This is a genomic window from Streptomyces sp. NPDC050743, from assembly GCF_044456925.1.
Classification (GTDB): domain Bacteria; phylum Actinomycetota; class Actinomycetes; order Streptomycetales; family Streptomycetaceae; genus Streptomyces.
The window spans coordinates 139,619-164,541 of the sequence record NZ_JBITGJ010000004.1; the positions used below are offsets into that span (position 1 = coordinate 139,619).

A 24,923-nucleotide genomic window follows, 5' to 3' on the forward strand; every position below is an offset into this window, starting at 1 on the left:
CGTGGGTGTCAGTGGGTCGATGTACGGGATCGGCGAGCTTGCCGGGGGAGGCGGTGAGGGTGGCGTTGGCGCGGTAGCCGGCCCAGCCACTGGGCGGAACGGAGCGGTGTCGTCCTGCGCGTTATCGATGCTGTAGCGCCGAAGTGCCCGACCTTGGGCTGGCGGGTGCCCAGCGCCGGCCCGTCAGGGGATCTGTTCGTATAGGGCCCCCTCTGCCTCCCGTAGCTCGCGCTCGACGGCTTCGGTGAGGTTCGGGTTGTCGATGAGGACGCCGAACTCGACGTTGTTGTTCTCTGCGCTCCAGGAGAAGTTCGCGCTGGTGACCAGGAGGAGGCGGTGGTCGATGGCGAGGAACTTGGCGTGATTGCGGACGTATCCGCCGTCGAATTCCTTGGTCCGCCATACCTCGGCCGGAGCAAGGTGGGCGGCTACCTCTGTGGTCGACGGGGACCAGTGTTGTCCGCTGCCGTCGGCGGCCCGGGTGTCCATGTAGACGCGGACCGCGACGCCGTCGCGCTGTGCGGCCGTCCGTAGTGACACCCAGAGTGCCGAGCTGCGCTGGAAGTTGAAGGTGGAGCAGGTGATCGCGTGGCGGGCGCTGTCCACGAGGCGGGTGACTGAGGCGGTGAGCGGCCCGCTCTGGGCGAGGTGTCCGGGCATGGTCCACAGCGGTGACAGTGTGGTCGGAAGTGCCCGTGCCCCCTCGATCGCCCGCAGGACCAGAACCTGCTGATACGTCGCTCCAGCGTCTCGGGCCACCGCCTCCAGTAGCCGCCGGACCTCTGCTCGCTGGCCGACCGCGACGACCTTGAGTGCGGTGGTCAAGGTGTCGCCGTCGGCCAGGCGGTCCGCTATGTCCTTGGCCTCGGTTCCGGTCAGGAGCCGGCCGAGCTGGCGTGGCGCGTCCGCGTCACTCATGGGCCTGGAAGAAGCCGAGGTCGCTGCCGGGCAGGTCGAGCAAGAAGCGGCGGTCGAGGAAGCGGTTGGCGCGCTCGCAGGAGGTCTCCGAGGCCATGACGCAGCAGTGGCACGCGGCGCCGTGGAGGAAGTCCTCGGGATCCTGTGGGGTGCGCTTGGAGCAGATGGGGTCGGAGGAGCAACGTGTGGCCTTGCGTAGCGCGCTGCTGACGACCCGTTGGAGGCGTGTTGGCTCGCTGAGCTGTACGAGGCCGCCGAGGGTGCCGTCGCTGTCGGAGGCGGTGGTGCAGATGAGAAGGCCGGCCGCGGGGTCGCGGCCTTCGGCGGCGGGCCAGGCGTAGAGGCGTTCGCTGAGGCTGGCGGCCGAGTAGCCGCAGGTCAGGGCAAGCTCGCGGATGAGGATGTGGGCGAGGGTGTGCACGAGCCAGTAGCGCGGGGGCTTCAGGCGGCTGTCGGGGTCGATCTGGCCAGCGGTGTCGGAGAAGCGGCGCTCGAAGTTTCTGCGGTGTGCCTCTCGATGGAGCTTCCACAGGTCGGTGTCCAGGACGCGCTTCTCCCAGGCCGCGACGGCGTTTTCGTCGAGCTGGAGGAAGATGCCTTCGCCGCGGTCCTCGGTGGCCACGGTCCAGGTCGGCCGGGGCGTACGCGTCAGTGGGGCCAGGCGGCGCGGGAGGTCGCCGACGCGGTCCATGTCGTCGATGCGGGTGAAGCCGACCAGGGCATTCACCTTGCGGAGGCGCTCGACCGCGAGCACACGGGTGATCTCAGGCTGCAGGGCGTCGCCCCGGTTGCGGGTGGCTAGGGTGAGCCCGCTCTTGGGGTCCTCGACGCGGGTGCCGACGATGTCACGCAGCAGGTAACGCCATTCGGGGACGAGGAGGTCGACCGGGTCCCAGTCGCGGAGCTTCTCCTCCTGTTGCTCCGGGGTGTCGGTGGGGGCGGAGGCCGCTTGAAGGACCTGTTCCAGGTCGTGGTCGGACAGGCTGGTGGCGTTGACGCCGCCGTCCATGCCGAGAAGGTCCCGGATCAGGTCCAGGTTGTCGCGGTACTTGGCGAGCTTGTCGCCCAGCGCGGTGCGGACCCGGTCGGCCAGGTCGTTGGCCTGCTCCTCCTGGGACTCCGGCATCACGATGATCGACTGGGTGGCCGGGAACCACAGGTTGGATGCGCCGACGAGCATCAGCCGGGTCTCGTTGCGGCAGCCCTTGGGCTCGAAGGCGTCCAAGTGGGGGTGGCGTCCGCGGCACTGCGGGAGTTTCGCCCTGCCGGCCTCGCCCTGGGCCTCGTTCATGGGCCGCCGCATGTCGCAGGACGCGCAGTGGATGACGGCCGAGGCTCCCTTGCCGGCGGTCCGGTCGACCATCTTCAGGACGGGTAGCTCCGCCTTGCTGCACGGTTGTCCGTGGTGCACCCACAGGTCGTAGGGGAACTCGTCCAGGTGTCCGTCGACGCAGGCCAGCAGATAACGGGCCGGGATGGCGGTGCGGCGCATCGGTTTTCGGGTGCCGGCGCCCGCGCGGCCCGTGCACTTGGCGTGCTCGAAGACGGCCAGGTCGGTGCGGAAGGGATGCGTGTTGCGGTAGTCGAACTGAGTGAGCAGTCCGAGCATGTCGCAGCCCGTGCACCGCAGCCATTGCGGGAAGACCCGGGAGGGCACTCCGAGGTCGTTGCCTTCGGCGGACCGGCTGTGCTTCTTCGGCTGCCAGGGATACGGCCGCAGCTGCACGTCGGGCGAACGCAGCATCATCCGGACCACGTCACGCAGGCGCGGGGCGTGGATCTGCGGGGGTGCGGAGTCGCGGCGCCGCCAGATGCGGTCCCAGTCGTCCAGGCCGGTGGGCATGATCGTGAACTGTGGCAAGTCCATGATCGCGCCGGGGCCGTAGGTGTAGAGCAGGGAAGAGGGGCGGGCGGAGCCGACCTTGGCACGGTTGTGCTTGGTGGCCTTTTCCGCCTCCTGTTCCAGGTCGCCCAGCGGGTCGACGGCGTGGGCGACGTCGTAGACGAAGCGCGTCTCGTCACTCACGAGTTGTCCTCCGGCATCTTCCACTGAGGGGCATGATCGGGTGCGCGGTACACCAGTCGTTCCTTGATCGGGCTCACCAGGAGGTTGATCTCCGGCTGCACCTCGCGCATTGAGTTCGCCACGATGAACGGCGCGGCGTCGCGGGTGTCGATGCCAGCCTTGGCGTTCTCCGCGCTCATCATCAGCGCGTCGTGCCGGCCGTCGTCCAGAACCCTCTCGTACACCAGCGACTTACGGTCCTCCATGAGGCTCTTGCGTCGCTTGCCCCATTGGTCGAGCCGGTTCTCCAGGCGTAGGCGGGCGCGGGTGGCGGCATCCTCGTCGCCGGCCCGCGCGACGCGACGCACGAGGGCGTTGACGAGCTCGCCCGCGAAGTGCTGCTCGGCCTCGATACGGGCCGCCCCGTCCTCCGGGGACAGCCCTTGGCTGGCCTTGGCGGCCTGCAGGACACGGGCGGCGCTGACCAGCACGCCGTCCAGGCCGCGCTCCAGCGAGGTCACCGAGAACGGGGTCACCGACAGTGCCTCCACCTGGGCGTAGAACGTCTCGTGGTAGTGGCGGAACTGCTCGAAATGGGCGAGGTCCCTCGGCCGCGCCCAGTTCCCGAGCGCGACCACCAGGCCCGGCCGGTCCGCGGTACGGCCGACACGGGAAGACGCCTGGATGTACTCCGCGGTGTTCTTCGGCTGCCCGACCACAAGCATCAGCCCAAGGCGAGTCACGTCCACGCCCACCTGGAGCATGGAGGTGGCCAGGACCACGTCGTACGGATTGACCTCACGCGTGGGTTCCGGCTTCTTCGCCTCCCTGAGCGCGCGCCGGTTGCGCTTGCCTGCGGTGGAGTCGAAGTCCGGGTCGAACGCCGTCGCCATCTGGTCCAGGGTCGCGGTGATGTCCGCGCTGGCCACGCGCGAGGTCAGCTCGGCGACGTGCAGCGAACCATAGTCGGTGCCGGTGCGGCGCGGGAGCCTCGACCAGGGGCGGCCCTTGGCGAGCGCCGTCTGGATGTCGTCGCTCATGTATCGAGCCATGCCAGCGAGTTCACGAGTGGCGCTGAAGTAGCCGACCAGGCTCATGTACGGATCGGCCGCGCGGCCGGAGCGGTCGAGAAGCAGTTGCCCGCCGGCGAGGAGCACCTCGGCGACACGGATCTCCGCTGTGGTCAGGCGCACGCCGGTCGTGCTGATCCCGACGTACCTGCGGCCCGGGTGCTTCTCGGAGACCGGGATCTCCTTGGAGAAGTAGGTGTTGCCTGCGTCCAGGACCTGCGGCGGGAAGATGGTGACGTCGCGTCCGTATAGCGCACGCACCTGCTCCGACGCGTTTCGGGCGGTAGCCGTGGAGGCGACGAGCAGCGGACGCACCGGGCGCCCGTCCTTCGTCCACCAGTCGGTCATCACGTCGATGGCCACCTCGAACAGGCCCACCGTCGTGCCGAGCGCTCCGGTGATCAGGTGCAACTCGTCCTGGATGACCAGATCCGGGGGGCGCAGCCGCGTGGCCGGGTGAATGGGGGCCGCCGGCAAGCCGTTCTTCTTGGGGTGCTTGCTGCCGTCTTTGATGTCGCACTGCTGATAGTCGGGATGCACGAAGCCGTGCCGTTCACAGCGCCGCGAGACGTGCCCGAACAGCGAGGCGGCCTCGCCCTCCCGCGCCAGGCGGGCGAACTTGTCCACGGTCGCGATGACGAACGCCGGCGCGAGCCGGTAGATCTCCTCGTCCACCGTGAGCACCGGCAGCCCGTCCGGCACATCACCGCCGTCGGCGAACGGACAGTCGGCCAGCTCGTCCCCGCAGTACACGTACACCCGGCGCAGCGCGGGCTCCGTGCGTACATCGCGCGCCTCGACCCGGGTCCCGCACCACGGGCAGCGCTGGATCTGCAGAACCGTCAGTCGATAGCCACGACCCCCATGGGCCTTCTGCAACTGCTCGGCGGCCTCGTCGTACCGCTTCGGGCTCACATCGGTACCGACCCACAGGCCGATCCGGAACGGCTCGTCCCCCCACGTCGCCACATCATCGCGCCGCGCCAACTCCGCCGCGCACACCAGGGCGGTGGCGCGCTGGAACTGCTGGGCGGTGAGCAGGCGCAGCGTGTACCGCATGAGGACGGCAACCCCGGACCGGCCGTCCAGCGGACCGTCGAAAGCATCCACGACGCCCTGGCGGCGACGGATCGCGAACGTGTACGCCGCCAGACCCAGATACGCCTCCGTCTTGCCACCACCGGTCGGGAAGAACAGCAGCTGCGCCTTGGCCAGATCCCCCGACCGCTTCTCGGCCGCCGGGTCGGACAGCAACGGCAACTGCATGAGCACGAAGGCGAGCTGGAAGGTACGCCACGAATGCGCCAGGGCCCCTTTCTCCGTGAGGATCGCCTCGCGAGCCTCCTCGATGCTCTCCTCCGGCCGACTCGCCCGCCGCTCTGCGACCTGGGACTGCACACGCTGATCAGCCATCACCCGGTTCATGAACCGGAAGCAGCGCAACGCCTCCTTGTCCCCGAGGAGATGCTTCAGACCCTCCTCAAGCTGGCGTTGCACCCGGCGCGCCTCGGTGACCGCGTCCAAACCCTCGGACCGCAGATGCTGCGGAAGCGCCTCGGCCCGCTGCTCCTCGCCATCCAGCCAGGCCGTGTAACCCGCGACGATCGGCTCAAGACCAGTACGCAGCTCGTCGGTCGACGCCTCCTGGAGCTTGCGCATGTCCAGCAGGGCCGCGCCGATCTCCTCGGCGGCCGTCTGCGGCGTCTCACTCACCGGCAGCCACGTCGTCCAGACCTCACTTGCCCGGCGCGCCCCCTCGGCTACCTCCCAGTCCACCGAGCAGGTCCGGCCATGGGCGAACTCCAGACGATTGCGGTACTGAAGCCGCAGCCGCCGCAGCTCGTCGTCCGGCTCCTCGCGCGTGTCCAGGAGTACGTCATTGACCGGCAGGAACACCTCAGCTCCACCGGCCGACACCGACAGCTTGGTCTGGTACAGCCACGCCTCGACCGGGATCTTGCGAGGCGTCTCCCGGTCATTGCACAACGCCACCTCGACCAGCCGACAGCCACGCTCGGAGTCGTCGTAACGATCCACCCGAAGTAGAACCTTGTCCTTGAGCACGATCTCGGTCGTGCGGGACGGCTTCAGGTCGGCAACCTTGATCGTCTTCGCGATGGCGTGCGGGGTGCGCTGGAAGCGACGGAGAGCCGGAGCGGGTGCCGCGCCCTCGCCCCCGCCAGCTTCGACGCCCTCGCCACGCTTCTCTTTCACCGGCTCGTACGTGCCCCACGATGCGGTCACCGTGAACTCGTCCAGATCGTCGGGGATCTGGAAGCGCAGCCCCATCGACGCCGGGATCATCAGTCCACGCTTCTGTGGCTGGTCCTCGACCTCGTCCTCGTCCGAGCTCGCGCTGCTGTCGTCGACGGCGGTGAGCGGCACGCCCCGGCTCTCAGCGGCGTCCACAGCGTCGCCCACGTCGGTCGCGGCGTCGTCCGACCCTGCCTCGCTGGGGTCATCCTGGCCGGCGGTGAGCCGTACGGGCGCTATCCGGCCGATCAAGTACGCCGAGTCAGGGACACCGTCGAGGATCTCGTCCGGGCCGTTGGCCGGGCCGAGGAGCTCACGCTCCAGGATGTCGACCAGGTTCTCGCGGGCCGTCCAGGAACGGTCGTCGGGGTCGAGAGCGAGCCTATAGGCCAGGGCCTGGGGAGTGCCGGCTGCCGCTGCGGGTTGGGCGCCGTCGCGCCGGGGGGTGGTCACTCGTCGCCCTCCTCTTCCTCGGTTGCCTCATTGTTGTCGGTGGGACTGACAACACCCTGCAAAGCAGCGCGGCGATGGTTTTCCTCGAGGAGGCGGTCGAGGATCTCCACCCGGGCAGTGGGGCTCACAGTCCAGCGCTCCACCTGGCGGTAAGTGTGGAAGCCGTGGCCCAGTGGGACGTCGTCCCAGCCGTAGGCGGCCATGACCGCATGGTCGAGCTCGATGTGAATCTCACGGAGACGAGCGACATCGGCGTCCAGAGAGCCATCAATGTTTGAGTCGTTCACCAAATGGTAAAGCTTGGTCAACCCCAGGCCGCGACGGAGCATGATACTTCGCCGCTCCGAATCAAGCACCCTCCCCATTTCGGATAGCCTATCGCTACATACCGGGCGCGGAAAAGTTTCAAATACGTCCGACGGGGTGTAGCGAATGTCTGCCCGCATGGTCGACCCGTACATAATTGCCCACAACTGATGCAGACTCGAAGACAGCACCGCCTGATCAGAGAAGGACTCTGTGGCAAAGACGACGGTGGCCTCACTAGGGATGGGCCCCTTTGGGACCCTGCAAGGCATAACAGTCACGGAGTGCCTCGTCAGAACGAGCATTTCACTCAACTCCGAGATCGCCGCCCTCATGGCCGGACGCGCCCTGAAAAACAACCACCATGGCGCATCTCTCACCGCCTTGGATTTTCGTGCTCGCTCGCCCTTGACTTCTTCTAGGATCCGATTGAACGGTAGAGCGTATTCCTGGGCGGAAGACTCCGTGCGATCGTTGAAGTCGATAATCCAGCGAGAGGGCGACGAATCCGGGCGAGAATTCAAGTCTTCGCCGTTAAGGTACGGGAACAGGACCTCGGCATTCTTGGTGTCTGCCTTTAGCCAGTCCGCAGCCTCCTCCTGCGTGATTACGAAACCGCCGCCATAAGGTTTGCATCCTTCAAATGTTACGCCTCGATTCTCGAGCAATTTAACTGGATGCCCCTCGACTCGACCGCTTGCCTCCAGGAGGGTCGAGATACGCCTGACCGGGACGCCATCAGCCATTCGCGGCACCTCTGCCGGGACCTCGTTCATACTTCCCCATACTGCCGCATACTCCAAGTTGGCACTTACGGCAGGCCATGGGCGACTCTGTGTTGCCCGGGTAATAGTGAACCCGTTGCTAACGATGAGGTCGAGACCCGTCTCTCGGGTGTCACCCTGAGCAATTGTATTGGTCGCAATTAGGCCGAGGTTGCCCTTCGAAGCCAAGATTTCCTTAGCGCGAAGGAAGAAATACGCCACAATATCTGCGCGGCCGCCACCGTGTCCACCTGCCAGTACGTTGCTGAACCAATCCCGAACGTTTCCGCCCAGCGCTCCGGAAATCTTAGTCCCGCCCAGGAACGGCGGGTTTCCGATGACCGCGTCGAACCCACCCCGCTCCATCACATCTGGCACGGCCAGGATCCAGTGCAGCGGCTTCCACCGCTCGTAATCCGTCGCTGCTGTCGGAGTGAGCCCGGCCTCCTGGATGCTGTTGAGCATCATCCGGTCCGCGTCCCCGCCGTCTGCCGGGTACGCGGTCTCCACCGCGATGCGCAGGTTCTCGTATGCGGCTTTCAACTGCTTCCCTGGCTTTCCGCCCCACCGCAGCCCGGACGCGATCACCCCGTCCGCGACGTCAGCAAGCTGCGCCGTCAGTTCCTGGTACCGGCGGAACTGACGTCGCTTCGTAGCGGCCGAACGCTGCGGGTCGTTGTCATCGACCTCGGTGGCCAGTTGGCGACGCAAACGACTGGCCTGGTCCAGGATGTCGTCCACGTCCAGGGCGAAGATGCTGAACTGGTTGCCGGCCGCGGCGGGGTCGATGTGAAGGCGGCGCAGCTGGTCGGCGTCGGTCAGACCGAGCAGCGCGTTGCCGTGCAGCACCTTGTCGTCGACAAACGAGAACGGGAGCTTCGGGTCCAGCGACACCAGCCACAGCGACAGCTTGCACATCTCCACGGCCATGCCGTTGATGTCGGCGCCGTACAGGCAGGTCGCGACGACGGTCCTTATCGCGTGGACGTGCAGGTCGTGCGGTGTCCTTCCGTACGCCACGCCCTCGCGCTGCCACGCCTCGACGAGCCGGTCGGCGAGGTACCGTGCCGCGGCCACGAGGAAGGCGCCCGAGCCGCAGGCGATGTCGGCGATGCGCAGGTCGAGGATCTGGTCGGAGTCGATCGGCCGCCAAGCATCTTGGTCCGCGGTCTGGTGCGGTCCGGGCGAGTAGACGAGGGGCTCCAACGCGTACCGGACGACCTCCTCGGCCAGCGAGCGGGGCGTGTAATGCGCGCCCGCCGAGGCGCGTGAGGGAGTCTCCACCAGCAGAACGCCGCCGGGCTCCACCACCAGCGGTCGGTTACGCAGGTCGCGGCGGATAATGCCGATGAACGGGCGCAACCGGTCGCGCAGTTCGGGGTCGTCGGTGACGTCGCGCAGGGCGATCTCGGTGTCGTCCAGCGTCTCGCCCGCCTTCAGGGCCTTGGTGAGGGCAGCTTTGCTGGACGGCTTCGCGGCCGGCTGGTGCTGCTTGATCCAGGCGAGGATCGCGTCGGCCAGCGCGGTCTCGGTGCGCTTGGCCTGGCTGAGTTCTTCGAGGGCGGCGAGGGGGATCTCGGGCTCGGATCCCGCACTGCCGGTCAGCCCGACGATGATCTCTTCGGCGGGTTCGCAGGAGTAGCCGAGCAGACCTTCGTAGATGTAGCCGATCTGTTCGACGTCGATGTCACGGAAGGAGATCCGTCGTGCTCCGCCGGGCAGTTGGGCGATCTGGACGGCGCGCAGGACTTCGAGCATGACGCGGTCGCTGACCGTGATGGTCAAGGTGTCCTGCGAGTCGCAAGCGGTGAGGAACGGGAAGCGGGCCGGGTCGAAGAGGGAGCCGCCGTACTCGGGAAGGCGCAGGTCCTCGAAGCTCGCGCCCCGGTACAGGGCCTGCGAGGTGGCCAGGAGCCGGTGCCAGGTCAGGGACGTGGCGTCGAGGGCCTGTTCGCCTTCCTCCTTCTCGCGGGCGTCGAGGAGGTCGAGTTCGTCGCTGATGCCGTATCCCATCGCGAAGAGGCGGCTCTGAGGCAGCAGCCCGCGTTCTTCGGCGAAGAGGAGGAAGACGACGCGCATCATGACGGTGACGGCGGCCTCGTAGACCTCGCCCCGTGCCGCTGGCAGCGGGTCGGGCTCGCCGCGTCGCTGTGCGTCCAGGGCGCCTTCGGACAGGGCCTGGACGATGAGTTCGACTGCGCGGCGGACCTGGGTGCCGAGCGCTTCGGTGATCTTCTCGGCGGCCGTGACGGACTCGCCGAAGAGTTCCGTCAGCCGGTCCTGCTGTTTGCCGCCGACCAGGCGGCGGCGCTGGAGGAGTTCGATGAAGGCGTTGCGGGTATGGGGCTCTTCGATCCAGGTCTGGGCATCAACGATGCCGGAGGCGACCATGGTCTGCGGGCGGGCGCTGACGATCGCCCACCAGCGGCCGTCGGTGACGACTCCAATGGGGACGTCCGAGGCGCGCAGCAGCTCTTCCATGCGGTCGATGGGGCTGGCCGACCAGCCGTCGGTGAGCGGATCACGCAGGGAGTCCGTGGGGTCCGTGACCAGGACGAGAGCCCCGGTGGTGTCGCCGTGGACGAGCGCGCCGTCGGCGCGCACGGTGACGGTGTAATCGGGTGAGCGGACTTCGGCGGCGGCTGGGGCGGGCACGGTGTAGGAGGCGCCCCAGCGCAAGCCCTGGCGCAGGACGAGGTCGACCCAGGTGTCGCGGGCCTCGCGGTACAGGTCGAGGGCAGCTTCGTCGCCCGGGTGCTCGTCCCAGTTCTCCCATGCCTTCTCGAAGGCTGGCTTGGCGTCCTTGATGGCGTCGAGCGCCCGGGAGTCGGGCTGGGGGATGCCCTGGGGATAGACACGTTCCAGGGCGGGGACGGCGAGGAAGGGGCCGTCGGCGTCGACGAGTTCGAGCCAGGCGCGGTGCAGGCCGGCGGCGGTCGGGGGGTAGCGGCGGCTCATGCCTTGACCATTCCGTTCTTCGCGTCTTCGGGGGCGAGGGCGAACACGACCGCGGCGGCGGATACGTAGGGCCTGATGTCGCTGTAGCGCTCCTGGATCGAGACGATCTCGCGCGCCTCCTCGTCGTCCAGGCTGTCCAGGCGCTCGTTCATGTGGTGCAGGTCCCGTCGTCGCTGCTTCTGCTGGTCGTCGGTGAACAGAAGCTCTTCCTCAGCGCGGATGGCCTGCTCCAGGCGGTCACGGGACTCGCGCAGGTTGAGCCGGAAGGCGCCGAAGATCTCGTGGGCGCGCTTGATGTCGGCGTCCCGGCGCTGGGTGAGCGCCTCGGTGACCTTCTCTTGACGGCTGGCGCTCTTGCGTTCCATCGCAGTCAGCAGGCGTGTGCGCAGCCGGGAGCCATCGTCGTTCCACTGCTCGGCGAGGTGAGCACGTACCTTCTCATCGGCGAGGAGCAGATCGGCGGAGTCGAGGGTCTCGTCGAGGACCTGCTCGACCTTGGACTCGGCAAGTGCCTGACCACGCAGCCGGACGCCCGTGAGGAACACCTCCTCGTGCAGGCGCAGCCCGCCGCGTCCGACCAGGACGAGCCGGGAGACGGCGGCGACACAGGACTCGGGAAGGCCCGGGGCGATGACGGCGGTGACCCGGTGCACCGGGGAGTCCGTGCTGAAGAGCGCGGAGCGCAGGGTGCGGGTGGCGCGCTGCATGAGGGCGTGCCCGAGGTGGATGTGGACCAGGTCGGTGCGGTGTTGCGCGGCCTGGTCGTCGAAGGTGATGGGGCGCGGGACGCCAGGCTCCAGGCGGGTGTCCAGGCCACGCAGGGCCGGCTGCCAGGAGCGGCTGAGGTTCGGGATCCCGAAGACCTGCGCCTCGGTGCGGTCGTCGCCGATCTCGACGAGCGGGGGCTGCGAGGTCAGCGTGAGCGCCGTGTCCACCACCCGGCGGGCGTTTGCGGGCGTGAGATGCATGGCGGCCTTGCTCTCGTGGTACGTCTCGGAGAGCTTGGTGAGCCGGCGGTTCAGCTCCATTCCGCCGGCCAGCACGCGGGTGATCACCTCGTTGCCATCGTCCGGCGCGGTCAGCCGGGCCTTGCGCACCGTACGGGTGGGGGCGAAGTGTTCCTGCACCTCGGCATCGATGACCTGGTTGACCTTGCCGAGGTCCTCGGTGGCCTGCCCGACCTTGGTCGCGATGATCCCCATGAACTTCATGTCCGCGTCATACGTCGTGGAGCTGGAGACCGGCACGAAGTGGAAGATCTCAGGGTGCTTCGTCTGCCCGTACCGGTCGATCCGGCCGATGCGCTGCTCCAGGCGGGACGGGTTGAAGGGGATGTCGAAGTTGACCAGGCGGTGGCAATGGGTCTGCAGGTCGATGCCCTCGCCGGCGGAGTCGGTGGCGAGCAGGACGCGGACGGGGTGCTTGTCCGGGCTCTCGGTGAACCGGGCGCGGATCTTCTCCCGCTCCTCGGTCGGGGTCGAGCCCTGGATGACCTCCAGTACGTCGTTGTAGCCGCGCTGCCGCAGGACGCGTTCGATCCATTCGAGGGTGGCCGCGTACTCCGTGAACACCACGACGCGTTCGTTGGTCCAATGGGTGCCGTCCGGCCGGCAGACCGCGGCGAGGAAGGTCAGCAGTTCTTCCAGCCGGGAGTCCGGCTTGTGCTCATAGCGGCGCCCCCACTCGATGAGCGAGGCGATTTCGCTGCTGGTGGCCGCGACTAGGGGGTCCGAGCCCTTGGAGTGGCGCAGCGCGGTGAACTCGGGGTGTTCGGCCGCGCCCTCCTCCTCGTCGGACTGGCCGCTGCCCAGCACCTCCGTGTAGTACTGGTCTTCGTCGTCCATCCGAAGCTGCCGGTCGCCGCCGTCCGCGCCCTCGTACAGCTCAAGGGTGCGGGCGAACGACCACGGGCTGGACAGGAAACGCTTCTTCAGCAGCATCGCGACGATGTCGCCGCCCGAGCCCTTGCCGTTCGCCCGGGCACTGTCCGCCAGCAGCCGCTCCAGCCGCGCGAACTGCTGCTGCTCCTCCTCCGACGGCGTGAACGGGAGGGTCCCCAGCTTCCGTGTCTTGAACCCCTTGTCCGGCAGATCGGTCTTCAGCCACCGCACCATCACCTCCCTCAGTGCCTGCTCGTCGATGCTCGCGCCGCGGGTGAACCGGCGGCCGTCGATCATCTCCAGCAGGGCGGTGAACGACTCCGAATAGCCGTTGTGCGGCGTCGCGCTCAAAAACAGCCGGTGCTCGCATGCCTCGGCGAGCCGCATGGTCGCCGTCGTCCGTTTGCTGTCCACCGCGTAGCCGCGCTGCCCCGGCGCCGTCGTCGGACTGGCCGGCGCCACATGGTGCGCCTCGTCGACCACCAGCACGTCGAACGCGTACCGCCTGGCCGTGCCCGCGCTGCGCACATCGGCCAGCACGTCGCGCAGCAGGCGCTGCGCCCGCAGTGACGGCAGCCACGCCATGCTCACGATCACGCGCGGGAAGAGGCGGAAAGGGTTGGCGTTCAGCCCGTGGCTCCGCCGCACCTTCGCCATCAGCTCGCTGTTGACGATGACGAAGTCGAGGCCGAACTTCTCTCGCATCTCGTCCTGCCACTTCAGCGACAGGCTCGGCGGGCACACGATCACCACGGATCGTGCACGGTGCCGCAGCAGCAGCTCCTGCACGACGAGGCCGGCCTCGATGGTCTTGCCCAGGCCGACGTCGTCCGCGAGCAGCAGGTTCGTACGCGACGACTGCAGAGCACGGCTCAGCGGCACCAGCTGGTACGCCTCCACGTTTGCGCCGCTGCGGAAGGGGGCCTGGTAGGAGTTGGCGTCCGCCGAGGTGACCGCACCCCAGCGGACGGCGTCCACGAACGCGGCGAGGGTGTTCGGGTCGTCGAACGTCTCGGCTCGCACGGTTTCCGGCAGCCCCTGGTTCGGGGCGACGGTGTGCCCGACCTCCAGCTCCCAGACCACCGTCAGCTCCTGCCCGAGCCGGTCCTCGTCCAGCGACTGCAGGCTGACCACATGCGTCAGCCCCGGCGCCCCCTCGTCGGCGGGGCTTCGGGGAAGGCCCTGCTTCTGGATATCGGATACGGCCCAGGTGGAGCCCCGCACCTTGACGACCTGTCCCGGCTCTGGGACCGGCGGAATGGCCGCCGTCGTCGGGGTGCTGCTCGCCGATCCCTGCGGATACTCCGTCGCCGTCCCCACCTGGGCAGACTCCTTCACCAATGCCGTCACTGCCGGAGCGTAACCACCCAGGCGCATAGGGATAGCATCAGGCCGCAGGGGGTCACAGAAACACCAGTATCTCCGACCGGGCTACGGCCCGCTGCAAGTCCTCAGGACTCGCGGACACCGTGGTCAGCGGATTACGGAAGGGTCGTCTTGGCAAGGGCCCGTCAGCGCGGGCTTCTGCCCGCACCCCCGCGCGATCTCGACCAAAACACACTCGGGCATGGCTCCCCCTGCTGGAATAGATGCCTCCCTGCCCTCGATCGTCACTTCCTATCCCTCACCCATGGGGCGGGACCTCCGGTGGTGTACGCCGCCGGGGTCGGCGGCGGTCGTCAACAGGACGTCAAGTGCGCCAACTGGAGTCGACGGAGAGCTGGTTGCGGTTGGTCGCTTCCTGCGCGAGGCGCTGGCCGGCGGTGAGTACATCGTGGGCCTGTGTGGACAGGGGCGCGGGCAGCCAGGCAGTGAGCGTCTGGCCACGGTCGTCGTCAACGAGAGCGGAGGGCGTGGGGGTGTGGCCGAGGAGGAGTCGGTAGAGGTCAGTTGCCGGTTCAATCGGGGGCAGGCCGTGCTGGAGGGCGGTGAGGGACGCGCGAGCCGGGATGGCCAGGCCGTCGGCGTCGAGGTCGCCGTAGTAGAGAATGCGGTGGATGCCGGAGAGTTCTGTGAGGCGGCTGACGGAGGCTTCGAAGGAACGTCCGGCTCCGAAGGCGATGAACCGGGTGCGGCCGGGCTGCTTGGAGAGCAGGTCGTGGAGTGTGGCGTAGGTGTCGCTGTTCTCCACCACTAGAAGGGTGTCGCCGTCGCCGACTTGGTGGTGGGCGAGCGGGGGCGGCTGGCGGAAGGTGGCCAGCTGATCGAGGGTGAGGCGACCGGGGGCGAACAGCGCGCCGGAGATGAGGGCGTCGAGGCGTTTCTCGTCGCGGAAGACCTCGTAGGACCGCTCCCGCAGCGGGATCGGCGTACGCCGGTCGGGGGCGTTGCTGCTGTCCCGGAACCAGCGGTTGCACGCCAGGAGGTCCTCGGTCTGTGCGGACGTGAGACGGGTGGTGTATGCCCAGTCGAGTTCCGGGCGCCACGAGACGGGTTCACGCGGTGCACGCGGCGTCGCCGGGGTGGTGGCGGGCAGGCGTACTTGTTCGGGCAGGCGTGGTCGGCCGGCGTCCCAGTGGGCGCTGCTGGTGGGCAGGTTGAGGAGGCGGTGGTCGGCGAGTTCGTGCAGGAGTGTGGCGAGCGCGGTGCGCGCGTGTTCGCCACTGGCCAGGCCGGGCAGGGCGGCGGTGAATGCTTCGACGAGGGTGGCGCGGGACACGGTGGCCTTCTCGGCGCGGGCCTGCAGCGCGGCGCTGAGGCTGGCCGCCGCAGGTGACAGCGGAGGGGGAGAACCGGCGGTCATTGAGCGGGGGTCTCCTTCGTGTACAGGCGCGCGGAGTGGAGGTAGCCGGACGGGACGGCGGCGCTGTCGTCGGGGACGATGCGCGGGGAGGGGACGAGGGCGTGGCGGATGCGCTCGTCGAGGCGGATCAGGGACAGGCCCGCGCGGGCTTCCGCGTCGTTGCGCAACGGGATACACATCGGGAAGCGGACGGTGACCTCCTCGTCGCTCAGGCCGGTGGTGTAGATGAGCTGGATGCCCAGGGCGGCGGCCATCTCGAACTGGAGGTCGACGAGGTAGGCGGCGTTGGCGCGGCCGATGGGGTTGTCCAGGAGCAGCAGCCCGCCGTTGCGGGTGCGGCTGCGGGGGCCGGGCGAGGTGCGCAGCGCGGCCAGGGCGCAGTAGAGGAGGATGGCGCCGGTGAGTTCCTGACCGCCCGAGAAGGTGGTGCCCATCTTCTCCACGGGCACGCGGGTGATCCGCTTGGCGGCGTTGGGCTTCATGACCTCGGCGGTGAATCCGCGCGGTACGGCCTCCTTGAGGCAGCGCAGGACGACGTCGATGCCCTTGAGTTTGCGGGTACGGGGGTTTTGGGCGAGGGCATCGACGGTTTCGCGCATCGAGGCGGCGAGGGACTGCTGGTCGGGTTTCTTGTAGCGGATGGTGAGGAATTTCTGTCCGGCCCAGGGGGCGTCGCCGTCGGGGAAGGCGGAGAAGCGGCTGGCCTGGTCGAGGCGGTGCAGGAGATCGGTGACGTGGGCGCCGAGCTGGGAGGCGAGGGCATCGCGGGTCTTGGCCATGGCATCCAGGTCGCTGGTCAGTGCGGCGATGCGGGAGCCGAGCGCCTGGGTCCAGTTCTCAGCCAGGGCAGGGATCTTCGCGCCGCCCAGGGCGGAGATCTGCGTGCGCAGCGGGATGTCGAGTCCTTCGAAGCGGACGTCGGCGGCCTCCTCTTTGAGGCGGCTGACGCCGGTTTCCACGGCACGGTCGGCGTCGCGGGCAGCCTGGTGGCAGGTGCGATATTCCTCGGCGGCCTGCCGGGCCTCTGTCTCGGCAGCCTCGGCGGTACCCGGATAGGGCTCTGCGGCGGCGGGCAGGTCGAGACCGTGGGCGGCGCTTTGCAGGAGCGGCAGGACGGCTCGGAACGCTGCAAGGTCGCGGCTGCTGTTGGCCTGGCTGCGGCGGGCGCCGTTGTAGCGTTCGGACGCTGCACGCTCCGTGGTACGGGCATTCTCCAGCTCCTGTGCCGCGCGGGCACTCAGGGCGGTGGCATCCTCCAGGGTGGCCGGCGTCCAGGCGGCGGCCTCCTCGCCGGTCAGCGGTGCTGCCGCGGCGGCGGACTTAAGGTGGCCGGTGCGCACCTTCAGCTCGCTCTCCTTGTCGCGCAGTGCGTTGAGCCGGTCGTCGTGGTTGGTGAGCTGTCCCTCCAGGTCGCGCAGGATGGCGTGGCGCTGGACCTCGTCGGTGGCTCGGGAATCGGCGCTGAACTTCTGGGCGAGCGCCTGAATAGGCCCGGGCACCTGGTTCCATTCCTTCTGGCACACCAGCAGGTGTTCTTCGGCGCGGGCGGCGCGCTGCTGCTGGTCTTCCCCGACCTGGACGGCGCGCAGCTCGTCCAGGGCCTGCTCGTAGCGGTGCTTGAGCACGGGGAGGGGCTCGTGCGGTGCGCTTGGTTCGATGGCCGCGTCGCCGCCGGGCGGGGCGGGGACGGCCCGACGGCTCTCGGCGTGGCTGTCGGCCTCCTGCCGGGCGGCTTCGACGGCCTGGGCGCGGCGCAGCAGCTCCGCTTCGGCCCGCTTGCACGCGGCACGCAGATCGTCGGCTTCGGTCCGCCACTCCTGGCACTGCGCGGTCAGTGCGGCGATGCGGTCGCGGGCCTGGCCAGCCTCGGTCTCGGCGTCGGCCAGCTGCCGGAGGACGTGCAGGGCGCGCTGGGCTTGACCGGCCCGGTCGACGAGGTCCTCGTACGCCTGCTCCGCCTCGTGCAGGGCGGAGTCGTGACCCTCGGCCGCGTTGCGGGCCTCCTGGGCGGCGGTCTCGGACGCGGCGGCGGTGGTTTGCAGGTCGTTCAGCTGGGCGAGGCGGTCGGGGACGGGCATCTGCGCGCAGGCGTCCCGCCAGTTGGCGAGGTGCCGCTCCAGCTCTCGGGCCTCCGCCAGGCGCGCATCGAGGTCCTGCAGCTGGCGGGTGGCGGCCGTGATGCGCGCGGTGACCTCGCCTCGTTCGCGTTCGGCGGCGTCTTCGTCGTGCAGGGCGGGAGAGGGCTCGACCACGAAGCGGTCGTCGTCGCAGGAGCCCGGGCGCAGCAGGCGCTCGCCGGTGCCCACGGTGACGGCGGTGGCCGGGAGGGGGCGGGTGTGTTCCAGGTGGCGGCGAGCGGCGTCCAGGCCGTCGGCGCCACCCACGATGATCCCGCCGACCAGGTCGGGGTGCGCGCGGATGACTTGGGGGTGGGCGTCGGCGGGCACGTTGTCATGCATCCACCGCCAGCCGGGCCAGGCCGAGATGCCGTGCGCGACAAGGTCCTCACACAGGCGCCGCACGGCAGCGCTGGCCGGGTGCAGGCCCCCGCTCGTATCGAGCACGTCGAGCAGGTCCTGGTCCTCGCGCAGGCCGAGGCGGGTCCGCGTGAGCGTGGTCTCCAGGTTCGCGATGCGGCGTCCGGCGGTCTCCCCCAGCACGGTGGCATGTTCATGGAGCCATTCCAACGCGTCGGAGGCGCGCAGCTCGTCGGGCGCGGCTTCGAGGAGGTCGGCGCACAGCGGCAGGGACTGGACCGCTGTGGCCTGCTTGCGCAGCCGGTCGGTCTGGGCGAGCGCCGCATCAGCTGCGGCACGGTCGGACAGCGCCTGCCGCTGCGTGTCGGCCAGGTGCCGGTGCGCATGGTCCCGCCCGGTGCGGGCAGTCTGACGTGCTTGTTTGGCCTCGTCCATGAGCTGGTCGAGGTGGCGGGTGCGCGCCTCGGCGCGGGCCGCGGCGTCCCCGGCTAGTTCGTCCGGCTCGACGAGCCGGTCATGGCGCGCCCGACCCAGCGTGGTGGTGAAGGAGTCGATCTGCTCGCGGAGCGTGCGGAGATCGGCCTGAGCCGCGCCGGTGTCTTCAAGGAGCTGTTCGCGGCGGTGCTGCCACTGCTCGATGTCGGTCTCGGTCTGCTGGTTGGCCTCGGCCAGTCGGCGGACCTTGTCCTGGGCGGCGGCCTCGGCGCTGGCGTACCCAGCACGGAGGTCGGCTGCTGCCTGGTGGACGGCCCGGAGGTAGGGCGCGGCGGTGCGCTCTGCCTGGCTGAGGGCTTCCTGGGCGCGGGTGTGATCGTCCACAGCATGCGCATGGCGTAGCGCCACCGGGACCGTCTCCCAGCCCGTCTTTTCGGCTTCGGTCTCCTTCTTGTCCTGCTCGGCGCCGCGCTGCTTTGCCCGGACGGTGGCCAGTTCGAGGGCGCTGGCGTGATGGCGTACGTGGTGCACGCGCTGCTCGGCCCGCTCGGCTGCCCGCTTTGCCTCCTCGTGCGCGCGGTAGGTGTCCGTGATGGCGTCGGCGTGGACCGTGAGTGCGTCGGACAGTTGCTGCTCGCGGAGCTGGACAGTGGCGGTCAGGTGCACGAGCCGTTGCTGCGCGCTCTCGGCGGCGTGGGCGGTCTTCTGCCGGGTCTGGTGAAGGATGGCGACCTCGCCACAGGCTCGTTGCATGGTCAGGGCGAACTGTCGTTCCTTGTCCCATGCGGCGCGCTGGTCGTGGGCATGGGCGTAGGAGTGGAAGGCGGTGCCCAGCTCGGCGTACTGGTCGTCATCGGTGGCCTTGCGCAGCAGCCAGTCCACAAAGGCGTCGGATGTGGTGGTGGTGAATGCCGCCGCCGCGTCGCTCTCCTTGGCGTTCATCCGGCGCTGCACGTCAAACAGATCGGGCTGCAGGCCCAGGGTGCGCTGGTGTTTCTCCCATCGTTCCTGGCCGTCCTCGATGCGCATTTCCAGGGCGTCGACGCGGCGCTGTACGTCCCGCAACTCGGTGCAATAGTCCTCGAAGGGCAGCCAGTGTCTGTCGTGGTGGAAGGGCAGACGGTCGGCGTCCAGGGCGGCGGCCGGGTGGAAGCTGTAAAAGCGGCGGTGCAGTTTCCCCTCGCGGTCCGGCGCCAGGATCTGGGCGGTGACCAGCAGGCGTCCGGTCCTCGCGTCGGCCCATTCGAGAACCACGTGGGAGGGCTGTGCCAGGGACACCGTGAAGTTGCGCAGCGTCTCCACATCCTGGTGGCGGTGCGGGATGGTGGTGCAGGTGATGCCGGTCAGCAGTACGCCCTTGCCGCCGCCGTTTTGCAGCATGATCAGGTTGGCCGGGGCCGGGCGGTGGGTGACATGGCCGGCGGCCGGGATCAGCGAGGCGGTTTCCACCTCTGGGCCGACGCCGGAGAAGTCCAGGGTGACGTCTTCGTACCGAGCGTCGACGGGGCCGAAATTGCGCAGCAGAATCCGGTTGAGTTCATACATGGCAGGCGTCCTTACGGCAGGTCAGTGGGCAGCGGCGAACCCGGCAGGGTGTCATCGGCACTCAGAGCGCTGTCTGCCGCCGACTCGGAGGTGGTGGCCTGGTCGCGGGAGGGCAGGGCGGCCACGCCCAGGGCCGCCAGTTCCCGCAGCATGTCGCCAGCGGCCTGGTCGCGGATCTGCAGCCGGTACTTGACGCTGGTGGCGTAGGTGCCGGCGTCCTCGTCGCTCACCTTCCGCACGAAGCCGTGCTCGGCCAGGTGGGTCAGAGCCCGGCGCACCAGTGAATAGGTCACCGTCCTGGGGGTCTTGTCCGCCCGAGTGGTGCCGGTGGCGTTGCGCCGCAGATAGGCCCGCCACAGTCCCTCCAGACCGGGCTGGTCGGCCGGGGGATCGGTGTCGGCGTCGGTCTGCGCAAGCCGGTGCTCGATGGCCCGGGCCAGGGAGCGGACCTCCTCGTCCACCTGCTTGACTGAGACTCGTCCGACGTACGCGTCGTCGTCGAGGTCCTCGGGCCGAGGGAAGGCCAGCGAGGCGATGGCGAGCTGGGCCAGCAGATACAGCGGCCGGTCGGCGGTCTGCGGGACCAGGTCGGCCACCGAGACGGCGAAGTCGGTCTCCGGGGTTGTCCCCAGAACCAGGCCCGGCATGCGGTGGACCTCCAGCACCGTCAGGTCGAAGCCCTGGGCGATCTTCCGTACGATCTGGGCGAAGTCCGGTTCGGTCTCGAAGCGCCGGACCAGCCGTGCGTACTCCCCGGAGCGGGCCGGTGCCTTGCCACGGGCCAAGGCCAGGGCGACCATCCGGGCGGCGTCCAAGATGTCCTCGTGCTGGCTCACGCGCTCTCCTGGTCACGGTCGGGGATGGGCGTCACCGTCGACAGCCGGTTGTCGTCGGCGGTGGGGGCATCGGATGGTCTGGGTGGGACCGAGGGCTGCGATTGGGTGCGGATCAGCAGGAAGTCGCTGCCGCCGAAGCGTTCGTCCACCAGCTCGGTGCCGTCGTCGACAGCCACGACGGCAGGCTCGCCGACGGCCAGTTGACGCACCGGCACCTGGCGAAAGAGATGCTGCACGCGCATCGCAAGGAGTGCGTCCGTGCCGGATTCAGGACCCATGCCGGGGCCGGGCAGGCGGGTGGAGCTCAGCAGTGCGGACAGCCGCACTCCCTGGTCGGTGGCCGTGTCCAGCAGGACGTCCACCGCCTCGTGTTGCGCGTCGCTGAACACGGCCGTGTGCTCGCCGTCACCTGGGTCGTCGTCGTGTGCGACCGGTACCAGGTCCCCCGCGGCCGATTCGCTGACGCGGGCCAGGGCCTCGAAATAGTCCGGCAGATACATCACGCGGGGCTGCTGCGGGCCCAGGACGGCCCTGGTGAAAGCCTCCAAGGGCCCCAGGCAGGCATCCAGGGAAAATTCCATCACCGGCTGCAGGAGCTGCTCGTGCATGTGCACCCGGGCGTGTAGCGTCGGCGCCACGAACACCTGGCGGTCCTGTTGGCGCCGGTACTCCGGGCCGACCTTCAACAGCATGTCGATAAGCACCGAATGCCGTTGCATGCATTCGACGATCAGCGCCCCCAGCCCCTCCAACTGCCGACGCTTGTGCGCGTCGTCAGTGACCTCCAGCAGCTGGTCGACTCGCTCCTTGAGCTGCTGCTCAGTCGCGGAACGGCTCCGGACGTGCTCCAGGGCATCGTCGACAGTCTCCTTGACCTCCGTATCCCAGTCCACCGCCCGCACGTTCCGCTTCATCGCCTCGATACGCCCATGGATGTCCTTGGCGTAACGGATGCTCTGCAGACGGGCCGTGTGCGCGATCTGCCACGCCTCACCGATACGGGCACGCTTCAGGAGCGCCTCCAACTTGGCCTCGGCAGCGATCTGTTCGGAAGCGATGTCCACGTCGATGGCATGCACCAGCACGGTGATCGCCGCATCCGTGGCAATCAGCGCCGCCTGCCCCACATGGTCAGGCACCTCCTTGAGGATCTGGAACGACGTCATACGGGTCTGGAATCCCTCGTCCGTCACGCTGCCGATCGCGTGACGGAACGCCCGGTCGCGCTCCTCGGTGTTGATCAGCCGTTCGGTCACCCAGCGCGCGACGGCCCGGTACTCCTCAGCCGGGCGTCCCGGCAGCTGCAGCGCGGCGAACTCGGACACATGGTCCACCACCGTCTCCTGGCGGACCGCCGTACGCATGTCCGTGCGCAGCGTGACGACATCGATCGCAGCCAGCGCCAGCTCAGCCAGGCGGTAGCCCTCCCACCCCCGCTCGGCCTTGGCCTTGCTGCTGTCGAGCGCCAGTAGCGGGCGGACCACCGCCAGCGCCTTCATGCGTGAGGTAATGCTCTCGTAGACCGCCCGTGGCTCCTCAAAGATCACCCCGAAGGCTCCAATCGCCCTTTTTCCACTTGGTGTTCACGCTAAAACGCGGCACTGACATTTGCGCTGGGACCGAACCAGAACGGCCGACAGTGAGAGGGGAGAGAGGCGCGCACCTCCCGTGTGCGCGCGGCGAGCATGGCTTGGGCGGTTCGGTGGTGGGTGCCCGTGAGGGAGGCGGTCACGGCGCTGGGGTGGGCGGGGTGGGTGTCGAGGCGGACGTGGGCCTTGAGGGGGCTCTGGTGCATGGGGTGGGCTCGATTCGAGTCCGGGGCCCCTGCCGTGGGTTGGCCGGGCCCGGAGGGTGAGGTCATCGGTGGGTGCGCGCGGCGGACAGGGCTGGCCGGTGTGGTGGGCCGGCCCGGGGAAGCGGCGCGGATCGTGCGGGTGCACTTGTGGTGGACGCGGGGGTGGGTGAGGTGGCGCGGTTCCAGCGGGTACGCAAGGCGTTGAGGTCGGCCAGGGCGCGGCGGCTGCCGGTGATGAGCTGGTGGGGGGTGTTGGCGGGGTCGTCGGTGTAGGCGGTGATCCGGTCGGCGACCGTGTGGGCGCGGGCGAGGAGGGCGCGCTGGAGGATCTTCTCGCCCCAGTACTCGGGGGAGCCGGCGGGCATGGAGACCAGCGCCATCAGGTCGCGGGGGGTGAGGGAGTCGGTGAGGAGTCCGTGGTGCTGGGCCTCGCCGAGGACGGTGATCGGGTCGACCATGTCGCCGCGGTGGACCAGCGCCGTGACGGACTGCCAGAGCGCGGCGTGCAGCGGAAGGATGAAGTCCTCCGCGGCCAGCCACCGCATCTGCTGCACATTCGCCGGGTAGGCGGTGGCGGTGGCCAGGAGGAGACGTTCTTCGTCCAGTTCCTCCTCGCCAGCCTGCCGTGGGACATCCCCGCTGTGTGTGGTGCGGGGGAGGGAGCCGGGGTGTGGGGCGAACTGCCCAGCGAGGTTGTCCAGGACACGGCCGAGGGCGTCGGCCTGCATGAGGGTGGCGGCTGCCGGGTCGGGCCCGGCTGGGTCGGTGGCGGTATGGGCGAGGCGTTCGGCGTGCAGGCGCAGGGTTCGGCGGGCGTGGTCGGCGCGGATCATCCGGGTGTAGGCCGCGGCGTGCTTGGGCTGTGGGCAGAACTGGATGAGGGCGTGGAGGTAGGAGGCGTTCAGGCCGGGGGCGTGGGGGCGGGCACGCTCCAGGACTTGGTTGAGCCAGGCGGTGTCCTTGGCGTGGTCGTCGGGGTCGGGCGGTGGAAGGGTGCGGATCGCGGTGAACAGGTTGGCGTGGGCGTGGTTGTCGAAGTGGTCGGCGGCCAGGGTGCCGGTGTCGGCCAGACGTGCCGGTTCGAGGAGGAGGGCGCCGAGCAGGGCCTGTTCGGCGTAATGGACCGGCTTCGGTGCCGGGACGCGGTCGAGGTCGTCTTCCTCGTCGGGATCGGGGGTGGTGTAGGGCATCAGGCTGCGAGGGTGAAGTCGTCGGGGTTGAAGGGCTTGTCGAGGAGTGGAGCGAGCAGGTGCGCGGCCATCTGCGGGGGGACGGCGTTGCCGATCTGGGAGAACTGCTGGCCCTTGTTGCCCTGCCACGGGTAGTCGGCGGGAAAGGTCTGCAGGAGGCCGGCCTCCCGGGCAGTGATCCGGATCGGCTCCGGCACCGCCGGCGCGTCCGTGTCGTTGGCCAGAGCCGACACTGGTTCGGCAACCCAGGTGCACTCGTTCGCTCCGTGTCCGAAGAACAGCGTGCCTGCCGGCTCGGACAGCGGGCGGATGGTGGCGTTGGCCTGGTTGTTGCTGCGTAGGGACCAAGACCATCGGTGTGCTTCGGCGGTGAAGGTCGGCGCAGGGGCGCTGGCGGCGCGGTTTTCACGGGTGCCGTGCTTGGCAGCCCAACCGGCTCCTTCGCGGCGGGACTGCAGGACCACTCCGTCCGGCTGGGGCACCCAGGTGCCGCGCTCCCGGGCGTCGGACAGCGTCTTTCGCGAGCCGGAAGGGAACGGTTCGGGTCCGCCGCCGGGCCCTCCGCCAGCGCAGACGGTCGGGACGGGTCGGTCGGTCGCGCCCCATCCCAGGGCCTCGGCCATGCTGACCCAACGGGCACGGCCCGGACCGAACAGGGATTCCGGCTCCTCGACCTGGGAGTGCGTTGGCGTGGGAGGCTGTGCCGTACGGACCCGGGAGGCGACCAGGATCGCCCGCTTTCTCGTCTGCGGGACGCCGAAGTCGGCGGCGTTGAGGATCCCGCACCAGACCGAGAAGCCCCATCCGCGCAGGACGGCCGCGTATTGCTTCCACAACGGCAGGACGTCCGGAACCTCCTCCATAGCGACCCACTCAGGCTCGCCGACCGTGTTCAGGGCCTGGAGGTAGCGCATCGGCTCAGCCGCCAGCAGCGACCGCTCGTCACGGCACGCGGCGAGGAGGCGTTCGCGGGTGTCCCGCCCGGCGGCCAAGTCCTCGACCGCCGCGTGCACCAGCGGCTGGTCCACCAGACCGAGGCGTTTGCCAGCCATACTCCACGCCTGGCACGGAGGGGAAGCGATCAGCCCACTCGTGCGGCCGATAAAGGGCCCCGTCGGATACATCGCCACGTCGGCCCGGATCGTCAACTGGCCAGCGGCCGCACGGGTTTTGCAGGCCCACTCGTCCCACTCCAGGCCGACGTCGCGCACTCCGAGGACGCCCAGTGCTCGGCTCCAGCCGCCCGGCCCCGCGAAGAGGTCGAGTATCACGTGGCCAGCCCCAACTTGTGCCGT

Annotated in this window: 11 protein-coding genes; all 11 read right to left on the reverse strand. The window is 69.1% G+C overall.

Annotated elements, in window-relative coordinates; genetic code table 11:
- Positions 1 to 183: 183 nt before the first annotated feature.
- Entirely contained in the window at positions 184 to 918 is a 735-nt protein-coding gene (drmC, locus tag ACIBJF_RS06495) for a DISARM system phospholipase D-like protein DrmC (protein WP_399172577.1), read from the reverse strand.
- Positions 911 to 2,944, reverse strand: coding sequence for a DrmB family protein (gene drmB / locus ACIBJF_RS06500; protein ID WP_399172578.1), 2,034 nt, complete (start codon positions 2,942 to 2,944; stop codon positions 911 to 913). The genes drmC and drmB overlap by 8 nt, the downstream gene beginning before the upstream one ends.
- The gene (gene drmA / locus ACIBJF_RS06505) at positions 2,941 to 6,699 is read right to left on the reverse strand and encodes a DISARM system helicase DrmA (protein ID WP_399172579.1); all 3,759 of its coding nucleotides are present in this window, start codon (positions 6,697 to 6,699) and stop codon (positions 2,941 to 2,943) included. Before drmA ends, drmB begins: the two co-directional genes overlap by 4 nt.
- Positions 6,696 to 10,727 (reverse strand): Eco57I restriction-modification methylase domain-containing protein, encoded by a 4,032-nt coding sequence (locus ACIBJF_RS06510; RefSeq protein ID WP_399172580.1) that lies wholly within the window; start codon positions 10,725 to 10,727, stop codon positions 6,696 to 6,698. The genes drmA and ACIBJF_RS06510 overlap by 4 nt, the downstream gene beginning before the upstream one ends.
- Positions 10,724 to 13,927, reverse strand: coding sequence for a DISARM system SNF2-like helicase DrmD (gene drmD, locus ACIBJF_RS06515; RefSeq protein WP_399172582.1), 3,204 nt, complete (start codon positions 13,925 to 13,927; stop codon positions 10,724 to 10,726). Before drmD ends, ACIBJF_RS06510 begins: the two co-directional genes overlap by 4 nt.
- A 370-nt stretch (positions 13,928 to 14,297) precedes the next feature.
- Entirely contained in the window at positions 14,298 to 15,350 is a 1,053-nt protein-coding gene (locus ACIBJF_RS06520; RefSeq protein WP_399172583.1) for a Wadjet anti-phage system protein JetD domain-containing protein, read from the reverse strand.
- Positions 15,347 to 19,807 (reverse strand): hypothetical protein, encoded by a 4,461-nt coding sequence (locus ACIBJF_RS06525; RefSeq protein ID WP_399172584.1) that lies wholly within the window; start codon positions 19,805 to 19,807, stop codon positions 15,347 to 15,349. Before ACIBJF_RS06525 ends, ACIBJF_RS06520 begins: the two co-directional genes overlap by 4 nt.
- An 11-nt stretch (positions 19,808 to 19,818) precedes the next feature.
- Positions 19,819 to 20,643, reverse strand: coding sequence for a hypothetical protein (locus ACIBJF_RS06530; RefSeq protein ID WP_399172585.1), 825 nt, complete (start codon positions 20,641 to 20,643; stop codon positions 19,819 to 19,821).
- Entirely contained in the window at positions 20,640 to 22,190 is a 1,551-nt protein-coding gene (locus tag ACIBJF_RS06535; protein WP_399172586.1) for a hypothetical protein, read from the reverse strand. Before ACIBJF_RS06535 ends, ACIBJF_RS06530 begins: the two co-directional genes overlap by 4 nt.
- Before the next feature lie 310 nt (positions 22,191 to 22,500).
- Positions 22,501 to 23,628, reverse strand: a complete 1,128-nt coding sequence (locus ACIBJF_RS06540; protein ID WP_399172587.1) for a DnaB-like helicase N-terminal domain-containing protein — start codon at positions 23,626 to 23,628, stop codon at positions 22,501 to 22,503.
- Positions 23,628 to 24,899 (reverse strand): DNA cytosine methyltransferase, encoded by a 1,272-nt coding sequence (locus tag ACIBJF_RS06545; RefSeq protein WP_399172588.1) that lies wholly within the window; start codon positions 24,897 to 24,899, stop codon positions 23,628 to 23,630. Before ACIBJF_RS06545 ends, ACIBJF_RS06540 begins: the two co-directional genes overlap by 1 nt.
- Positions 24,900 to 24,923 lie beyond the last annotated feature (24 nt).

Bases quoted from the DNA above. Each gene is read 5' to 3' on its own strand.
- ACIBJF_RS06520 (WP_399172583.1), bottom strand. From the start codon at position 15,350: ATGACCGCCGGTTCTCCCCCTCCGCTGTCACCTGCGGCGGCCAGCCTC.
- ACIBJF_RS06540 (WP_399172587.1), bottom strand. From the start codon at position 23,628: ATGCCCTACACCACCCCCGATCCCGACGAGGAAGACGACCTCGACCGC.
- ACIBJF_RS06510 (WP_399172580.1), bottom strand. From the start codon at position 10,727: ATGAGCCGCCGCTACCCCCCGACCGCCGCCGGCCTGCACCGCGCCTGG.
- ACIBJF_RS06525 (WP_399172584.1), bottom strand. From the start codon at position 19,807: ATGTATGAACTCAACCGGATTCTGCTGCGCAATTTCGGCCCCGTCGAC.
- drmC (WP_399172577.1), bottom strand. From the start codon at position 918: ATGAGTGACGCGGACGCGCCACGCCAGCTCGGCCGGCTCCTGACCGGA.